The 17,898-nt window shown below is 68.2% G+C and carries 19 protein-coding genes; 11 read left to right on the top strand and 8 right to left on the bottom strand.

The genetic code is table 11. The features are described 5' to 3' along the window. Positions 1–426 precede the first annotated feature (426 nt). Both B551_RS01830 and B551_RS01835 read right to left on the bottom strand, forming a co-directional pair. A complete protein-coding gene (locus B551_RS01830) occupies positions 427–942 on the bottom strand; it encodes a class IV adenylate cyclase (protein WP_006577589.1) in 516 nt (171 codons plus the stop codon). Between the two features lie 65 nt (positions 943–1,007). Further along, entirely contained in the window at positions 1,008–1,631 is a 624-nt protein-coding gene (locus B551_RS01835) for a 2-hydroxychromene-2-carboxylate isomerase (protein WP_006577588.1), read from the bottom strand. A gap of 296 nt (positions 1,632–1,927) precedes the next feature. Between B551_RS01835 and B551_RS01840 the strand changes: the two genes are divergently transcribed. Beyond that, positions 1,928–2,074 carry a glycine zipper 2TM domain-containing protein gene (locus tag B551_RS01840; RefSeq protein ID WP_370646799.1) on the top strand — a complete coding sequence of 49 codons (147 nt, stop codon included), beginning with the start codon at positions 1,928–1,930 and terminating at the stop codon, positions 2,072–2,074. A gap of 106 nt (positions 2,075–2,180) precedes the next feature. Here the strand turns inward: B551_RS01840 and B551_RS01845 are convergent, their stop codons facing one another. Then, complete coding sequence (locus B551_RS01845; protein ID WP_006577586.1) at positions 2,181–2,624, bottom strand: BLUF domain-containing protein; 444 nt, start codon at positions 2,622–2,624, stop codon at positions 2,181–2,183. A gap of 11 nt (positions 2,625–2,635) precedes the next feature. Then, on the bottom strand, positions 2,636–3,400 hold the full coding sequence (gene folE / locus B551_RS01850) for a GTP cyclohydrolase I (RefSeq protein WP_043436845.1): 765 nt from the start codon (positions 3,398–3,400) through the stop codon (positions 2,636–2,638). Positions 3,401–3,592: 192 nt separating this feature from the next. On the opposite strand from folE, the gene B551_RS01855 reads away from it, so the two are divergent. Further along, complete coding sequence (locus B551_RS01855) at positions 3,593–4,606, top strand: MBL fold metallo-hydrolase (protein WP_156526573.1); 1,014 nt, start codon at positions 3,593–3,595, stop codon at positions 4,604–4,606. 64 nt (positions 4,607–4,670) lie between these two features. On the opposite strand, the gene B551_RS01860 is transcribed toward B551_RS01855, so the two are convergent. Further along, the gene (locus tag B551_RS01860; protein WP_064576835.1) at positions 4,671–5,540 is read right to left on the bottom strand and encodes a LysR family transcriptional regulator; all 870 of its coding nucleotides are present in this window, start codon (positions 5,538–5,540) and stop codon (positions 4,671–4,673) included. Positions 5,541–5,686: 146 nt separating this feature from the next. On the opposite strand from B551_RS01860, the gene B551_RS01865 reads away from it, so the two are divergent. From B551_RS01865 to B551_RS01890, 7 genes are all read left to right on the top strand, one after another. Further along, a complete protein-coding gene (locus tag B551_RS01865; RefSeq protein WP_006577961.1) occupies positions 5,687–6,130 on the top strand; it encodes a nucleoside deaminase in 444 nt (147 codons plus the stop codon). Between the two features lie 5 nt (positions 6,131–6,135). Next, a complete protein-coding gene (locus B551_RS01870; RefSeq protein ID WP_023263368.1) occupies positions 6,136–7,416 on the top strand; it encodes an MFS transporter in 1,281 nt (426 codons plus the stop codon). A gap of 556 nt (positions 7,417–7,972) precedes the next feature. Further along, positions 7,973–8,101, top strand: coding sequence for a hypothetical protein (locus tag B551_RS27230; protein ID WP_023263369.1), 129 nt, complete (start codon positions 7,973–7,975; stop codon positions 8,099–8,101). Between the two features lie 76 nt (positions 8,102–8,177). Continuing rightward, positions 8,178–8,507: a YXWGXW repeat-containing protein gene (locus tag B551_RS01875; RefSeq protein WP_006577963.1), complete on the top strand. Its 330-nt coding sequence runs from the start codon at positions 8,178–8,180 to the stop codon at positions 8,505–8,507. 284 nt (positions 8,508–8,791) lie between these two features. Further along, the gene (locus B551_RS01880; RefSeq protein ID WP_006577964.1) at positions 8,792–10,216 is read left to right on the top strand and encodes a mannose-1-phosphate guanylyltransferase/mannose-6-phosphate isomerase; all 1,425 of its coding nucleotides are present in this window, start codon (positions 8,792–8,794) and stop codon (positions 10,214–10,216) included. Continuing rightward, a complete protein-coding gene (gmd, locus tag B551_RS01885; RefSeq protein WP_006577965.1) occupies positions 10,203–11,429 on the top strand; it encodes a GDP-mannose 4,6-dehydratase in 1,227 nt (408 codons plus the stop codon). Before B551_RS01880 ends, gmd begins: the two co-directional genes overlap by 14 nt. Before the next feature lie 101 nt (positions 11,430–11,530). Continuing rightward, entirely contained in the window at positions 11,531–12,823 is a 1,293-nt protein-coding gene (locus B551_RS01890) for a lipopolysaccharide biosynthesis protein (RefSeq protein WP_006577966.1), read from the top strand. 146 nt (positions 12,824–12,969) lie between these two features. On the opposite strand, the gene B551_RS01895 is transcribed toward B551_RS01890, so the two are convergent. From B551_RS01895 to B551_RS01905, 3 genes are read right to left on the bottom strand one after another with little or no spacing between them, the layout of a single operon-like run. Next, positions 12,970–13,644, bottom strand: a complete 675-nt coding sequence (locus B551_RS01895) for a hypothetical protein (protein ID WP_006577967.1) — start codon at positions 13,642–13,644, stop codon at positions 12,970–12,972. After that, entirely contained in the window at positions 13,641–14,444 is an 804-nt protein-coding gene (locus B551_RS01900) for a glycosyltransferase family 2 protein (protein WP_006577968.1), read from the bottom strand. The genes B551_RS01895 and B551_RS01900 overlap by 4 nt, the downstream gene beginning before the upstream one ends. Then, on the bottom strand, positions 14,441–15,712 hold the full coding sequence (locus B551_RS01905) for a hypothetical protein (RefSeq protein WP_006577969.1): 1,272 nt from the start codon (positions 15,710–15,712) through the stop codon (positions 14,441–14,443). The genes B551_RS01900 and B551_RS01905 overlap by 4 nt, the downstream gene beginning before the upstream one ends. 277 nt (positions 15,713–15,989) lie before the next feature. Here B551_RS01905 and B551_RS01910 point away from each other — a divergent pair, with 277 nt between their 5' ends. Next, the gene (locus B551_RS01910; RefSeq protein WP_006577970.1) at positions 15,990–16,991 is read left to right on the top strand and encodes a GDP-L-fucose synthase; all 1,002 of its coding nucleotides are present in this window, start codon (positions 15,990–15,992) and stop codon (positions 16,989–16,991) included. A 28-nt stretch (positions 16,992–17,019) separates the two neighbouring features. Beyond that, a partial coding sequence (locus B551_RS01915) for a WcaI family glycosyltransferase (protein ID WP_023263372.1) occupies positions 17,020–17,898 on the top strand: 879 nt, incomplete at its 3' end.

A 17,898-nucleotide genomic window follows, 5' to 3' on the forward strand; every position in this document is an offset into this window, starting at 1 on the left:
CGGGATGGACGTTGGATCGACGGTGAAACGGACGTTGCAACAGCGTGGCACGCCGGCTCCCGGCCGGCACAGCGCTGGTGCGGCACGCCCGCCCGGGCGGTGCGCCGCGCACTGTTTTCATTCAGGATTCACTACATCAACTGCGGCGGACCGGTTGACGCAAGGAACGGGCCAGCCGCAGACTCCGCCAATTCGTACAAGCATGCCACGTCAATCGGCTTCGCGCCCGCCGGCCGGCAGTGCGCTGGCAGACGGATCCACCCGGCGGCGCCGTTGATGTAGTGTTTACCGAATGGACGTTCAGTATGTACTACATCAAGGCAAGTGGAAATCAGGGTGTTCACGGGAATGGCACCGGCTGGAGCGAGGCTGGCCCGCCGGAAAACAGCGCGGTGAATTAAGTCCTCCGCGAAAAGCCGGAGGGCATCAGCCGCGCGCTCGCAGCAGATCGACATAGGCCGTCGGCACCAGCTGGCCGGCATCGACGCCCAGCTTGCCAAGCAGCGCATGCGCCTCGGCCACGCCCTGCTCGGCCGCTTCGCCGTCGCGCAGCACCACCTCCAGTTCGAGGAAGTCGCCCAGTCCCTCGACCCGGTCCAGATGCACACGGGTGCGGCCGACCAGGTACAGGATGCGGGCCTTGCGCACGCGTCCGGCCTCACCGTAGGCGGCCGCCAGCGCGGCGCGCAGCCGGTCCGGCTCGGCGGTCGGCACGATCTGGTAGTGGCTTGGCTTGGGACCGCTGTCGTCGGCGCGACGGTAGAAGATCAGCTCGCCGCGGCCCGAGGGGAACGCGCGCAGCTTGAGACGGCCGTTGCCGCAATGGAAGAAGGTGTCGTCCTGCTGCAGCAGTTCGGGACCGTGGTCGGCCAGTTCGGCCGCGAGGGGCGCCAGGGCGTCGCGGTCGTCGACGCGGGCCTTGATTTCGATATTGGTCGGCATGGGGCGACGATGGTAGCACGCGTGCCCGCGCGCCCCCGCCGCATGCCGTCAGGCCCTTATCCTCCTTATCCTGTTACCACCTGCTGTTCGATGGCGAACGCCAGCGCGTCCTCCAGCCGGTCGTTGCCCCAGAACATCTGCTCGCCGACGAAGAAGGTCGGCGCGCCGAAGACGCCGCGGTGCAGGGCCCGGTCGGTCTGCGCGCGCAGCGCCTCCTTGTTCTGCCGCAGCACCGCGGCGGACAGCAGCGCGTCGGCCGGCAGGCCGAGTTCGGCCAGCGCCTCGCCGACCGCCTCCGCGTTGTCGATATCGCGGTCCTCGGCGAAGTTCATCCGCATGATGCGGCGGCAATAGGCCCCGATCCACGGTTCGCCGGCACCCAGCAGCGCCACGCGCATCGGCAGCAGCGCGCGGCGCGGGAACTGGCTCGGCTGCCGCCATGGCAGGCCGTATTTGGCGCACTGGCGGGCGATATCGATCATCGCGTAGGCGCCCTTGGCGCGCTGCACCACGAACGGCGAGCCCTGCCAGCCCAGGGCGGAGAACACCGGGCCGAGCAGAAACGGCTTCCACGCCAGCGTGACGCCGTGCCGGGCCGCCAGCGGCTCGATCCGCATCGCGCTCAGGTAGCTGTAGTTGCTGCCGAACTCGAACCAGAACTCCAGCGTGGGCGGGGGTGCGGCGGACATCGTCTCTCCTCGTTGGCTGCAACGACGCCACGATGATCGCCCACGGATCCGGCGGCGCTCAAGCGCGGCCTCGGCATGGCAAGCATGCCCAGTTGGCATGCGGCACCGCACAGGGAGCACCCAGACTGTGACACGCTCGCCGCACCAGGTGTCGTCCCTTTCCTACAGGCAATTCAGTCCCGGGCCGAATCGACGGCGCCTCGAGCGGACCTAAGCTGGACGCATCAGGCGGCAACCACGCCGCTCAGGAGATCATCATGTGGAAGCTGATAGCAACGCTCGTTGCGGCGGGCGCGATGACCATCTCGATGCAGGGCTGTACGCTGGGCGGCGCGGTTGCCGGCGGCGCGGTCGGCCACGAAGTCACTGACGGCAGCCCGTGGGGCACGATCGGCGGGGCGGCGGTTGGCGGCTATATCGGTCACGAGCTCGGCAAGGACTGACGGCGGTTCGTTATTTCCCCGCATGCGGGAATCCAGCGTCTTTCGGAACCACTGGGTCCCCGCGTTCGCGGGGACGACGGCATCTGCCAGTCAGGTCGGAATTCCCTCAATAGCGCGGCCGTTCCGCGCTGCGCGCCACCACGGCATTGCCGGCGATCAGCTCGCCGAGCAGTGCCAGCGAGGCGCGGCCGCTGGTGCGGTACGGATCGAACTCCGCCCGCGGGAAGTATTTCAGCAGCGTGGCGGTATTGATGCGGCAGGTGTCGACCAGCCCCATCGCCCAGCCGGCAAATTGCCGCTCCCCGATTTCTTCGTAGTGCAGCAGCACGACGTCCTCGTGCCGCGGGTCCTTTGCGATCCGGTGATAGAGGGCCGATACCTCGGCGCGCGCGCCTTCCAGCGCCTGCAGGAACACGCCGTTGCCGTAGCACAGCACGCCGGTGATGCCTTGCGGCGGATTGCGCTCGATGCTGGTGGCGACGATGGTGTCGACCAGATCCTCGCCGGCGGGCTGGCGGGCGCGGCTCGCGTAAAGCAGACGAACTAGCATGGTGGCCTCCTTCAGCCGCGGTTCAGATTGAGCAGGGTCAGGAATTCGCGGCGCAGGCTGTCGTTCTTCAGGAAGGAGCCGCGCATCACGCTGTTGGTCATCTTGGCGTCGGTATCGCGCACGCCGCGCCAGTGCATGCAGAAGTGCTCGGCCTCCATCACGATGGCCAGGCCGTCCGGATTCATCTTCTGCTGCAGCAGGTCCGCCATCTGGCTGACCGCCTCTTCCTGGATCTGCGGACGGCACATGATCCATTCGGCCAGCCGCGCATACTTGGACAGGCCGATCAGGTTCGAATGCTGGTTGGGCATGACGCCGACCCACAGCTTGCCGATGATCGGGCACAGATGGTGCGAACACGCGCTGCGCACGCGGATCGGGCCGACGATCATCAGTTCGCTGAGCTGCTCGACATTCGGGAATTCCGTCACGCTCGGCGCATGCACATAGCGGCCGGCGAAGATTTCCTTCAGGTACATCTTGGCGACGCGGCGCGCGGTTTCCTGCGTGTTGTGATCGTTGTCGATATCGATCACGAGGCTGCGCAGCACGTCGGCCAGCCGGTTTTCGACCTCCTTCGACAATTGGTCGAGTTCGCCGGGCTCGATGAAGCGCGAGATATTGTCGTTGGCGTGAAAGCGCTGGCGCGCGGCGATCAGCCGCGCGCGGATGCGCTCCGACACCGGCTGCTCGACGACGTGGCCGCGCGAGTCGGCCGTGCTGGGCGTCGAGAGGTCGGCCCCTTGCCGTTTCGGAGCGGAATCGCTGTTGGTCATGCCGTTTCCCGAGTTGAAGGACATTGGCCCGACTATAGGGGGACGGCACAGCGTCGGCAAGCGAGTCGCCTCAGCGACACTCGCTGCAAGAAAATGTGACGAGTGCTACATTAGCGGGACGATTCTTGCTGCATTGTTCCGCCTTTCCCGTTCACCCGTCCTCACGGTGACCGTACGCCCATGGAGCGCCGCATGAGCCCGTCCCGTATTGCCCTCCCGCGCCGTGTTCTTCCCATCGCGCTCGCCGCCGCGCTGGCGTGCGCCGCGCTGGCCGGCGCGCCAGCCCACGCGCAAGGCGTGCCCGCGCAGCAGCAGAGCCAGGTGCCCGGCTATTACCGGATGATGCTCGGGGAGTTCGAGATCACCGCGCTGTACGACGGCTATATCGATCTGGACCCCAAGCTGCTGCGCAACACCAGCGCCCGCGAGGTGCAAACCCTGCTGGCGCGCATGTTCGTGGAGTCGACCCCTGGCGTGCAGACCGCGGTCAACGGATTCCTGATCCACACCGGCAAGAACCTGGTGCTGATCGACACCGGCGCCGGCACGTGCTTCGGCCCCGCGCTCGGCAAGATCGCTGACAACGTTCGCGCGGCCGGCTACGACCCGATGCAGGTCGACACGGTGCTGCTGACCCATCTGCACGGCGACCACGCCTGCGGCCTGGCGGTCGACGGCAAGCCGGTGTTCCCGACGGCCACCGTCTACGCGTCGCAGATCGACGCCGACTACTGGCTGTCGCAGGAGATCGCCGACAAGGCGCCGGCCGATGCCCAGCCCTTCTTCAAGCTGGCGCGCGATTCGGTCGCCCCCTATCAGGCGGGTGGGCGCTTCCGTACCTTCAAGGCCGGCGACGAACTGTTGCCGGGCATCGCCGCGGTGGCCGCGTATGGCCACACTCCCGGCCATACCGGTTATCTGGTGCGCTCGGAGAAGAACGGCAAGGCGCAGAACCTGCTGGTCTGGGGCGACATCGTGCACAGCCATGCGGTCCAGTTCCGCCGGCCGGACGTGGCGATCGAGTTCGACGTGGACAGCCGCGCGGCGGTGCGCACGCGCAAACGCCTGTTCAACGACGCCGCGCGCAACAAGCTGTGGGTCGCGGGCATGCACCTGCCCTTCCCCGGCATCGGCCATGTGCGGGCCGACGGCAACGGCTATACCTGGGTGCCGGTCGAGTTCGGTCCGATCCGCCCGGACCGCTGAGCGCCGCGAGTCCGCGCCACTACTGGGCCGCTGCTGGGGCCGCTGCTGGGCCGCGATTGGCCCACTACCCCCGCCGCTGGTCGCGCCGCATCACGGCATCGCACATCGCCTGCAGGCGCGCCGCCATGTCCCGCGAGGGCGCCGACGGTTCCGGCCTGACATGCAGGCTCAGCTCGACCGGCGGCACCGCGCCGATCAGCGCCGGTTCGTCGAGCACCCGATGCGCGCGCGTGACCACGCGACGCGGCAACAGGCTGATGCCCAGGCCGTCCGCCACCGCCGAGCTCAGGCTCGCGAGACTGGCGCTGACGAAGCCGATGCGCCAGCGCCGGCCGCTCGCCTCCAGCGCATGCGTCATCTCGCCGCGATACAGCGCGCCGCCGGGAAAGACGGCCAGCGGCACCGGATCGCGCTCGAACGCAGGGCGCCGCCGGCTGTCGATCCAGCACAGCGGCTCGGGCCAGTTCGCCAGCCCTGCCGCGCTGCCCTCGCGCTGCTTGATCAGCGCCAGGTCGAAATCGCCCTCCTGGAAGCCCTGCCACAGTTCGTGGCTCAGGCCGCTGGTGACCTCGAGCCGCACGCCGGACCACGCGTCGGCGAAAGCGGCCAGCACCGGCGTCAGCGTCTGCGCCGCGAAGTCTTCCGGCACGCCGAGCCGGATTTCGCCCTGCACCGCGCTGTCGCGGATTACCGCGACAGCCTCGCCCGACAGCTGCAGGATCCGCCGCGCATAGCCGAGCAGGCGTTCGCCTTCCGGGGTCGGCGTGACATAGCGGCCGCCCCTGTCCAGCAGCACGCAGCCGCATTGCTCCTCGAGCCGGCGCAATTGCTGGCTCACGGTCGACTGGGTCAGGTGGACGCGCTCGGCCGCGCGGGTAAAGCTGCCGCTGTCGGCCACGGCAACGAAGCTGCGCAGCAGTTGCGGATCGAGGATGTCGTTCAAAGGTGTCGTGGACGCGGGCAACAGCGCGTTATTTGATTTCTCACTGCAGCGCATTCCATCATTTAATTTCCCAATTGCCAAGCGCGCGCGTACAGTCTGCTCCTCTACCCGCAGGCTCTTTTTCGCGAGGCAATCCCATGTCCACCCACGAATCCCTGTTGCGCGAGGCCGTGCATCTGGCGCAGGCCAACCGCGCGCGCGGCGGCCGGCCCTTCGGCGCCGTGCTGGCGCGCGACGGCCAGCTGATCGCCACCGGCGTCAACGGCATCGTCCACAGCCACGATCCGACCAGCCATGCCGAGATGGAGGCGATCCGCGCCGCCAGTCGGCGCTTGCAAAGCCCTGACCTGCGCGGCTGCGCCGTCTATGCCAGCGGCCATCCGTGCCCGATGTGCCTGGCGGCGCTGGTGATCAGCGGCGTGCAGGAGGTCTACTACGCCTTCGACAACAACGACGCGGCGCCGTATGGCCTGTCCAGCGAGGCCACCTACCAGGCGCTGCGGCTGACGCTCGATCCGGCGCCGCTGCCGCTGATCCGGCTCGATGTGGGAATCAGCGCCGATGCCGTCTATGGCCGTTGATCTCCATGGCAGTTGAAGTCTCTGCCGGCCGGCCGCGCATCGGCGCACCCGGCTGGGCGCTGGCCGCGATCGTGCTGGCCGGCCTGAACCTGCGTCCCTTCCTGACCGGCGTTGGCCCTCTGGCGCCCGTGATCCGCGCCAGCACCGGCATGGACTACCGCGGCATGGCGTGGCTGACGCTGCTGCCGATGGTGCTGATCGGCGTCGGCGCCTGCCTCGCCCCGGCGATGCGCCGATGGCTGGGCGAACGGCGCGCGGTGCTGCTCGCGCTGGCGCTGGTCGGTATCGGCTCGCTGTTGCGGCTCGCGTGGCCCGGCGGCACGGCGCTGATCGCGACCGCGGCACTGTGCGGCCTTGGGACGGCCGCCGCGCAGGCGGCGCTGCCCGCCATCGTCAAGCGGCAGTTTCCTGCGCGGATGGCGATGGTGATGGGTCTCTATTCGGCCGCGTTGATGGCGGGCGGCGCGCTCGGCGCGCAGCTGACCCCATGGATCGCCGGCCTGAGCGGCAGCTGGCATGCGGGGCTGGCGGTGTGGGCGCTGCCGGCATGGGCGGGGTGGCTGCTGGCGTGGCGCGCGCTGCCGCGGGATGCGGCCGTCGCATCAGCGGCTCTTGCCGGCGACGTCGCCGACGCAAACGCCAGAGCCGAAGCGAAAGCCAACGCGAATGCCAGCCGCCCCACCACGATTCCGGTGCTGCGCCTGCTCGGACGCCCACGCACCTGGCTGCTGATGGCTTCGTTCGGCGTGATGAACGGCGGCTATGCCTCGCTGATCGCGTGGCTCGCCGCCTATTACCAGGAGCGCGGCTGGAGCGGCCCCGCCTCCGGCGGCCTGATCGCGGTGATGTCGGTCGCGCAAGCCGTTGCGGCGTTGCTGCTTCCGACGCTGGCGGCCCGCAGCCCGGACCGCCGCGCATGGCTGGCGCTGGCGCTCGCCCTGCAGGCAATCGGCTTCGCCGGCCTGGCCGGTTGGCCGGACCTCGCGCCGCTTGCATGGGCGGTGATCGGCGGCGCCGGTCTCGGCGGCTGCTTCTCGCTCTATCTGGTGGTCGCGCTGGACCACCTGCCCCGCCCCGAGGACGCCGCCGCGCTCGGCGCATTGATGCAGGGCGGCGGCTTCCTGCTGGCCGGCTGCGCCCCGTGGCTGGCGGCGGTGCTGCACGACGCCACCGGCAGCTTCGCCGCGGCCTGGTGGTACCACCTCGCCGCGGTGGTGCTGGTGATGCTCGCCACCACGCGCTTCGATCCGCGCCGGTATCTGGCCGCGATGCCGAGCCGGGCCTGATGGTCTTGCTCGGCGAAGGGGAAGGCCTCGGTCTTCGCCTCGCCATGCACTTTTCCTCCCGTCGACTTTGCGCGTCACGGTCTCGATCGGCCTCGATTTACGGATCTCACATCCCGACCATCCAGACATGCATGCGTCATCCCCAACCTCTAGTGGCGTACCAATTTCTGCGTACTGTGGCCGCGATGCTGACGCCGTCCGTACCCGTTTCTGCGTAGGCCAACGGTCTCTGCCGATCGTCTGTTGATCCACAGCTCTCGCTGATCAGCACGCGCTCTCCCTGGCGCAATCGCTGTTCGCTGCCCGCATTCATTTCCGATGTAACGCCGCATTACGTGCGGAATGCGGCGCGCCATGCGCCGCGCCGTTTCCGCACGTCCTCATCCCGCCAAAAAAGCCTTGCCGCGCAAGGAGATACGCCGATCGGCACGTTTGACCGGTGAGGTCATGGCCGTCCGATTGCGCTGTGAGAGGGCCTTACAAGTGCAACGGCCGCCGCGGCGTGCGCGCCGCTACATTGCAGCCATGTTCAACGCGCCCCGACAAGGAGCCAAAGATGAAACGAACCAAACGAACGCTGTCGATTCTCGTGCTGCTGTCCGCCACCGCCGCCATGCTGTCCGCCTGCATCGTCGTGCCGCATGGACACGGACACGGGCATCACCATCGCCATCACCGTTATTGATTGAAATGCGGTCGCGCCGACCGGCCGGACCGCATCAGAGCAAACCCAAGCTTGTTCCCCGAAGCAGGAGTACCCGATGACCCGCCCCTTGATTCTCGCGCTCGCCACCCTCGCCGCCGGCTCGGCCTTCGGCTTCGTCACGCCGGCCCAGGCGCACGACGGCCCTCGCTACGATCGCGACCACGGCTACCGCCGCGTTGCGCCGCCACCTCCGCGCTACGAAGCGCCACGAGCCGCACGCCGCGGACAGGTGTGGGTGCCGGGCTACTGGCGCGCGGCCGGTCCGCGCTATGTGTGGCAACCGGGCCATTGGGAACGCGCCCGCCCCGGCTACCGCTATGTGCCCGAGCGCTGGGTGCGCGGGCCGCATGGGTGGGTGATGCGGCCGGGGCACTGGGTGCGGTGAATCCCGCCACCGTCCCTGCGAAGGCGGGGGTCCAGCCACGTTGAGCCACTGGCCGCTCGCTTTCGCCCCGGCGCCAGAACCGCCTGCATCCGCTCACGTCACCTCACCGAGGGCCGGCCATTGCGCCGGCCCTTTTGTCATCGCTGCGCCACCTGCGGCGCCAATCGGTGACCGTCGACCTCTGTTGCCTAGCAAACATTGCTGCAGCACAGCGGTCGATACACTTGCCCTGACGGTTTCACCCAATCGCATCGGCACGCGCGCAGCGGCCGATTGGAGGTGTCATGGCAAGCGAGAATCGAATCGTACCGGTGGTGCTGTGCGGCGGCACCGGTTCGAGGTTATGGCCGCTGTCGCGCGACGGCCATCCGAAGCAGTTCCTGCGTCTGCTTGGCGAACATACCCTGCTGCAGGACACGCTGCTGCGCGTGCGCGGCATCGACGGCGTCGGCGCGCCGATCCTGGTCAGCAATGAAGCGCATCGCTTCGTCGTCGCCGAACAGGCGCGCGAGATCGGCTGCGAACCGGCGGCGATCCTGCTCGAGCCGCATGCGCGCAACACCGCGCCGGCCGCCGCGGTCGCCGCGCTCAAGGCTCAGGCCGGCGGCGACGATCCGATCCTGCTGGTGCTGCCGTCGGACCATCTGGTGCGCGACCACGCCGCCTTCGCGCGTTCCGTGACGGCGGCCAGCGCAGGCGCGGCCGCCGGTGCGATCGCCACGCTGGGCGTGGTGCCGACCTTTCCCGCGACCGGCTATGGCTATATCAAGGCGGTACCGACCAATGACACCGGCCTGTTGACGGTCAAGCGCTTCGTCGAGAAGCCTTCGCTGGAGCAGGCGACCGACTTTCTCGGCGAGGGCAACTGCTATTGGAACAGCGGCATGTTCCTGTTCCGCGCGTCGGTCTATCTCGACGCGCTGCGGCAGTTCGCGCCCGAGATCCTGCGCGCCGCCGAACAGGCCGTGGCGCGCGGCAAATCCGATCTGGACTTCTGCCGGCTCGATGCCGATGCGTTCGGCGCGTGCCCGTCCGATTCGATCGACTACGCGGTGATGGAGCATCTGCGCGACGGGCGCATGGCGCCGCTGGCGGCCGACTGGAGCGATATCGGCTCGTGGGACGCGGTCTGGAAGGCGGCCGACAAGTCCGAAGGCAACAACGCGGCGGTCGGCAATGTGGTCACGCACGGCGCGCGCGATTGCCTGGTCCATGCCTCGCACCGGATGGTGGCGGTGGCGGGACTGGAGAACGTGATCGTGGTGGAAACGCCCGACGTCGTGCTGGTCGTCCACAAGGACCATGCGCAGGACGTCAAGCAACTGGTCGAAGCGCTGCGCGCACAGGGGCGTCCCGAGGCCACGCAGCATCGGCAGGTTTACCGGCCCTGGGGGTCGTACGACAGCGTCGACCACGGCCAGCGCTATCAGGTCAAACGCATCAGCGTCAAACCCGGCGCCAAGCTGTCGCTGCAGAAGCATCACCACCGCGCCGAGCACTGGGTGGTGGTGTCCGGCACCGCGCGGGTGCGCCGCGGCGACGTCGAATTCCTGCTGACCGAGGATCAGTCCACCTATATCCCGATCGGCGAAACCCACAGTCTCGAAAATCCCGGACGGATCCCGCTCGAACTGATCGAGATCCAGTCCGGCTCGTACCTTGGCGAAGACGACATCATCAGGATGGCAGATATTTATGGGCGCACTTGACCTGCAACCGCTCGGCCCGCTGGCGGCCGGCGATCTCGAACTCCAGCCGCGGCAGCACGACGAGGCGACGGCCGGCGGCGGCTCGCGCCGCAAGCGGGCGCTGATCACCGGCATTACCGGACAGGACGGCGCCTATCTGTGCGAACTGCTGCTGGCCAAGGGCTACGAGGTCCATGGCATCAAGCGGCGCAGCTCGCTGTTCAATACGGAGCGGATCGACCATCTGTACCAGGACCCGCAGGCCCCGGACCGCCGCCTGATCCTGCATCACGGCGACATGACCGATACCGCCAGCATGGTGCGCGTGGTGCAGCAATCGCAGCCGGACGAGATCTACAACCTGGCCGCGCAGAGCCATGTGCAGGTGTCGTTCGAAGAGCCCGAATACACCGCGAATACCGATGCGCTGGGCACGCTGCGGTTGCTGGAGGCGATCCGCATCCTCGGCCTGGAAAAGACCACCCGCTTCTACCAGGCCTCGACGTCCGAGCTGTACGGCCTGGTGCAGGAGATTCCGCAAAAGGAAACGACGCCGTTCTATCCGCGCAGCCCATATGCGGCCGCCAAGCTCTACGCGTACTGGATCACGGTCAACTACCGCGAGGCGTATGGGATGTACGCCTGCAACGGCATCCTGTTCAACCACGAGAGCCCGCTGCGCGGCGAGACCTTCGTGACGCGCAAGATCACGCGCGCCATCGCGCGGATCGCGCTTGGGCTGCAGGACACGCTGCATCTGGGCAACCTGTCGTCGCTGCGGGACTGGGGCCATGCGCGCGACTACGTGCAGATGCAATGGATGATGCTGCAGCAGGAGCAGGCCGAGGACTTCGTCATCGCCACCGGCGAGCAGCACAGCGTGCGCGAGTTCGTGCAGCGCGCCGCCGCCGAGCTAGGCATCACGGTGCGCTTCGAGGGCAGCGGCGTCGACGAGATCGGCGTGATCGCCGCGATCGACAACAGCCGCCAGCAACTGGCGCCGGGGCGCAAGGTCGGCGATGTGATCGTGCGGGTCGATCCGCGCTACTTCCGCCCGACCGAGGTCGACACGCTGCTCGGCGATCCGAGCCGGGCCCGCGAGCGGCTGGGCTGGTCGCCGACCACCAGCTTCGACGAACTGGTGCGCGAGATGATCGGCGCCGACTACGCGGCGGCGCGGCGCGATGCGCTGTGCAAGCTGGCGGGCTTCCGCGCCTACGACCATCACGAATGATGCGGTGGACACGAGTTTGAACGCATAAGCGCATGGCATGACGGCCCGGGCCTGCCACGGCAGCCGGGCCGCAAACGGAAGAGGCGAGCGTGGAGCGGATATTGCGCGGAATCGGCGCGAACGCGCTGGGCCAGGCGGTCACCATCGTGACCCAGCTGCTCAGCGTGCCGATGTTCCTGGCGGCATGGGGTCCGGAGCGCTATGGCACCTGGCTGATGGTGATCGCGGTGCCGGTCTATCTGGGGCTGGCCGACCTGGGCTTCACCGGCGTGGCGGTCAACCGCATCAACATGAGCATCGCCGCCGGCAACCAGCGCGCCGCGGTGGTCTGCTACCAGTCGGCGCTGGTGCTGCTGCTGGCGATCGGTGCCGTGCTGGCGGGCCTGTCGATGCTGCTGGGCGCGGCGTTCGGCAACGCGATCCAGGGCTGGACCGGCCTGGCCGGCGGCGCCGCGGTGCTGGCGATGCTGATGATCGCGATCCAGGTCTCGACCTATATGCTGGCGTTGCTGTCGCACGGCGTGTTCTGGAGCGCGGGCCGCTACGCCGAGGCCACGATGTGGTTCAACCTGTTCCGGCTGCTCGAGTTCGGCGCGCTGGCGGCCGGCGTGCTGCTGTTCGACGGCGGCTTCCTGCTGCTGCTGACGCTGCTGGCGATCGTCCGCGTGCTGCTGGTGGTCGTCATGTATCGCCGCATGATGGCGTTCGCCCCGTGGGCGCGCGCCGGCGTGTCGGCCTTCTCGCGCGCCGAGGTGCGCGAGATGCTGCTGCCGGCGCTGGCGCTCAATGCCTTCCCGATCGGCAATGCACTCAATATGCAGGGGATGGTGCTGTGCGCGGGCTTTGTGTTCGGGCCGGCCTTCGTGGCGTACTTCAGCGCGATGCGCACGCTGTCGCGCATCCCCTACCAGCTCGGGCAGCTGATCAGCCAGGCGCTGTCGCCGGAGATCGGCCGGCTCTATGGCCAGCGCAACGCCACCGCGCTGCGCGCGTTGTTCCGCCACGCGCTGACCGCGTCGGTCGGCCTTGCCACCGCCTGCGGCATCTTCCTGTACGTCGCCGGCGAATGGATCTGCCAGCTGTGGACGCACGGCAAGATCGCGCCGATCCATCCGGATTACAGCTGGCTGCTGGCCGCCGCGGTGGTCAATTCGCTGTGGCACACGGCCTCGGTGATGGTCACCTCGACCAACAACCATGCGCGGCTGTCGCTGGTTTACCTGGGCGCCAATGTCGCGGGCCTGCTGATCGCGGTGGTCGGCGGCAAGCTGTTCGGGCAGCCGGCGGTGTCGTTCGGCGTGCTGGCCACCGAGCTGCTGATCCTGCTGGTGCTGCTGCCGCAGATCCATGGATTCGCACGGCATGGGTTGGCGGGGGCGTTGGTGAAGCCGTGACATGCCGGCCGTGAATGCCGGCCGTGACATGCGGCCGTGCGACGCGTCATTCCCGCGCGCGCATGCGGGAAGCGGGTGTCTTCCGAAGTCGCTGGATCCCTGCCTTCGCGGGGACGACGTCGGGCCGCTTCGCACGCCGTGCGGCCTCAGACGATATACCCTTCCTCGCGGCGGAAATACGCCAGGTCCTCCGGCAGTTCCTGCACCGCCTTGGCGGGGCAGCCGCCGTACAGCATGTGCGGCGCCGCCATGCTGCGGTTCAGCACCGCGCCGGCGGCCAGCACGCTGTAGTCGGGCAGCGCCGCGCCGGGCAGCAGGATCGAGCCGGTGCCGACGAAGCAGTAGGCGCCGATCGTCACCGGCGCGCAGCGCTGGCGCGATTCGCGGATCGACACGCTATGCGTCAGGATCTGGCTGCGATAGCCGGCCACCGTCGAATAGGCACCGACCGTGATCGTATCGGTGCAATCGAGGATATGGCGCGAGGTGATCGCGGCATGCCGCCCGATCACCAGCGCCGGATCGCGGTCGGCAGCGTCGCGAAAGTGCGGCGAGTCGGTCAGACCCTGCGGGAATCCCGACACCCAGTTCAGGCTGCCGAGAATCGCATGCTCGCCCAGGCTCAGCCGGCGGATACCCTTGACCAGCGTCAGATGGGCGATATGCGAGTGCGGCCCCATCTCGAGCTCGTCGCACAGCACCAGCGACCAGCCGATGCGCGCGCTCGGGTCGATGCGGGCACCGCAGAAGCGGTTCAGCAGCCGCCGCCGCAGCGGCCACGGCAGGCCGATCGAGACGGCCGCCAGCACTTTCCGGATCATGACTGCCTCCCGAACACGGGGCCGCGCACCACCCGTTCATAGGTCGCGCGCGGATTGGCCAGATGCTTGGTCACGCGATACCAGGCCGATGCCAGGTCATCGTAGCGGCGCCGATCGCGCCCAAGAATCTTGCGGAACATGCGCTGCTCGAACTGCCGGTGCGCCTCGGCGAGCCTGGCCGAGCCGGTGATCGACTCGGCGTAGACGCGGTAGCAGCTCAGGAAGTCCGGCACATTGCGGAAGGTCGCTCCGGCCAGCGCCATGTCGACCACCAGTTCGCCGTCCCAGTTCGAGCGGTTCTCGACGTTGAAGCCGCCGACCGCGCGATAGGTCTCGGCGCGGAAGAACGTCGACGGCTGGATCGCGATGCTGGCGCCATAGGCCGCGCGGCGCAGGCCGAAGCGGTCGGAGTACACCCGCCGCACCAGCGCGCCCTCGCCGTCGATCACGTAGCCGTTGCCGCAGATCACGTCGGCGGACGGATAGCGGCGGAAATACGCGGCCACCTTGGCGAACGCCTCGGGCAGGAACAGGTCGTCGGAGTTCAGGTAGCAGAAGATCTCGCCGGTCGCCGCGGCGAAGCCCTTGTTCAGTCCGTCGGCGGGGCCGTTGTCCGGCTCGAGGATGCAACGGTCGATCGAGCCCGCATGGCGCGCGATGATGTCGCGGCTGCCGTCGGTCGAGCCCGGGTCCACCACGATGTATTCGAGCTCGCAGCCGCGCTGGCCGGTGACCGAGCGGATCGCCTGCTCGAGATAGCGCGCCTGGTTGAACGAGACCGTGACCACGCTGAATTTCATCGCACGCTCCGCAGCTGGCGATAGCGGGAGGCATGGTGCCAGGCGAACAGCATGCCGAGGAACATCGCGGACTCCCAGCGGTGGTCCGCAGAGAACGGCGAGAAGAACACGTCCCAGACGAACTGCGCGGTGCCGACATAGAAGAAGATCGGCATCGTCGGCATATTGCGCACGAACAACCACAGCGTGCGCGCCAGCATGCAGATCCAGTAGAGCCCGCCGACGATGCCGCTCCAGATCAGCGCGCCCATCAGGAACGAGTGCGCGGGAATCAGCGTGTCGTCGGTAACGACGATCTTGTCGTCGAGCGCCGCGCCCATCTGGTAGACCATCACGCTGTAGGCGTCCTGGTAGCCGTTGCGGTCGACCGCCCACGAACCGTGGCCGAGCAGCGGCGCATCGAGGAAGGCGCGTACCGAGATCAGGATCTCGGAGCGGCCGCCGAACAGGATGCCGAGGTCGCTGGTGGCCTGCACCGTGTATTTGTGCGCCGCTTCGGGCGTCAGGAAACCGAACTCGCCGGCGTGCGCGAAGATCATCGAGAACAGCGCGTTCAGCGAGGCGATCACCAGCACCAGCACGCCGAACAGCAGCGGAATGCCGCCGCGCGTATTGGTCAGGCTGCGTATCCATGCGACTACTGAGGTGCGGCGCAGCAGGTAGATCGCCAATGCCAGCAGCGGCAGGCCGGCGGCGCTGCGGAAGTCGAACACCGCCGATACCGCGCAATAGGCAATGATGCACAGCGCGATGCGCAGCGCGCCGGCACGCGCCATCGACAGATAGCACAGCAGCAGCATCAGCACCGGCATCGCATAGCCCCATTTCCAGGGGTTGAACAGCATCTCTTCGCTGGGTGCGCGGCTGAGGTTGACGATTTCGCTGAGCGCGGCGCCGATCAGGAAGTACCAGATCCGCTTCGAGCTGCCCTGGCTGAAGTGGGTGCCGATGGCGAACACCGTCAGGAAGAACACGCCGGGCGCCAGCACGCCCTTGATCGACGAGTTCAGCGGCGTACCATTGGACAGGTCCGACAGCGCCTGCGCGAAGGCCCACATCAGCGTCAGGCCGAGGAAGGAGGCATAGGCGCGCTCGATCCGCAGCGTGGACAGCATCGCCAGCGCGTAGGCGGCCGCAAGGAATTCGCCGACATACACTTCGCCGATCACGTTGACCTTGATCGCGCACAGTGCGCCCAGCCCGAGATACAGCAGCATGGCCGAGTGGCTGGTGCGGGCGCCGATCGGCAGGGTCGAGGTCGTTTGCATGGTCTGGCCGCCTTCTGAGTCGGTGAGCGGGTATGCCGTGCGGGCCATGGACCCGCATGGCCGCACGATGCCGGGGGGTAAGCATGTTTTCCGTTCGATGGCGCACACCGGTTCGAGGCGGCCTGCGCGAATGTGCGCAAGCCCACAGTCGGCGGCGGGAGCGCGCGCTAGAGTCCGTCCAGTGCACGCCCTTCCGGGTGCAGCCCGGTGTGCCCGCCCATCGTCCGACCGCCACGTTGGTGGCCCACTTCGCCGATCCACAGTCAGTGTCACAGCCATGAATCAGCCTCCACACCGCATCTTCGTCGCCGGCCATCGCGGCATGGTCGGCGGCGCCATCGTGCGTGCGCTCGGCACGCGTCGCGACATCACCGTCATTACCCGCACGCATGCCGAACTGGACCTGTGCGATCAGGCCAAGGTACGCGCGTTCTTCGCCGAGCAGCGCATCGACGAGGTCTATCTGGCCGCGGCGCGCGTGGGCGGCATCCATGCGAACAACACGTATCCGGCCGAGTTCATCCAGCAGAACCTGATGATCGCGGCCAATGTCGTTCACGAGTCGTGGCGCTCCGGCGTCAAGCGCCTGCTGTTCCTCGGTTCGAGCTGCATCTATCCGGCCTTCGCCGCGCAGCCGATCGACGAGGCGGCGCTGCTGACCGGCGCGCTGGAGCCGACCAACGCGCCGTATGCGATCGCCAAGATCGCCGGCATCAAGCTGTGCGAGAGCTACAACCGGCAATACGGCACCGATTTCCGCTGCGCGATGCCGACCAATCTGTACGGCCCCGGCGACAACTACCACCCCGAGAACAGCCACGTGATACCGGGCCTGCTGCGGCGCTTCCACGAAGCCAAGCAGAACGGCGCCAGCGAGGTCGTGGTGTGGGGCACCGGCACGCCGCTGCGGGAATTCCTCTACGCCGACGATCTCGGCCAGGCCTGCGTGCACCTGATGGCGCTGCCGCAGCAGGAATACCGCAACCACGCCGGCGCACCCGGCTTCTTCAATGTCGGCAGTCCCGACGAGGTCAGCATCCGCGTGCTGGCCGAGCTGATCGCCGACACCGTGGGCTTCCGCGGCGCGATCCGCTTCGACACCAGCAAACCCGACGGCACGCCGCGCAAGCGGCTGAACTCGCACCGGATCGAGGCAACCGGCTGGAAGCCGACCGTGTCGCTGGTCGACGGCCTGCGGCTGGCCTATCGGGATGCGCTGCAAAGCGGCCGCCTGGAAAGCCCGCCCAGACGCCAGCCGCGGCTGGTGGCGCTGCGCTGATCGCGCGCATCGAGAACGGCGCGCGCCGATGAAGATCCTCCTGTACTGCCTGAACTACTCCCCCGAACTGACCGGCATCGGCAAATACACCGGCGAGCAGGCACGCTGGTTCGCCGCGCGCGGGCATGAGGTGCGCGTCATCACGGCGCCCCCCTACTATCCGGCCTGGCGCGTCGGCGCGGGCTACCGCGCATGGCAGTACCGGCGCGAGCAGCACGACGGCGTGCAGGTATGGCGCGCGCCGCTGTGGGTGCCCAGCCGGCCATCGGGCCTGAAGCGGGTGCTGCATCTGGCCAGCTTCGCGGCAAGCAGCCTGCCCTGCCTGCTGGCGCAATGGCGCTGGCGTCCGGACGTGGTGATGGTGGTCGAGCCGCCGCTGCTGTGCAGCCCCGCCGCGCTGCTGCTGGGACGCTGGACCGGCGCGAAAACCTGGCTGCATGTGCAGGACTACGAGGTCGATGCTGCCTTCGCGCTGGGCCTGCTGAAACAGCCGCTGCTGCGCAAGCTCGCCTGTGCGCTGGAACGCCATGCGATGGCGGCCTTCGACCGCGTGTCGACGATCTCCGAGGCGATGCTGCGGCTGGCGCGCGACAAGGGCGCGCCGGAGGCACGCACGCAACTGCTGCCGAACTGGGTCGACCTGCGCGCGATCCGGCCCGGCCGCGGCAGCCTCTATCGGCGCCGGCTCGGCATTCCGGCCGATGCGACGGTGGCGCTGTACTCCGGCAACATGGGCAACAAGCAAGGGCTGGAGGTATTGGCGCAGGCGGCGCGCCAGCTGCGCGACCGGCCCGACATCTGGTTCGTGCTGTGCGGTGACGGCGCCGGGCGCGCCGCGCTCGAGCAGGCCTGCGCCGGGCTGCCGCAGGTCCGCTTCCTGCCGCTGCAGCCGGCCTCGCGCTTTCCG

It is taken from the genome of Cupriavidus sp. HPC(L), from assembly GCF_000307735.3.
GTDB lineage: Bacteria > Pseudomonadota > Gammaproteobacteria > Burkholderiales > Burkholderiaceae > Cupriavidus.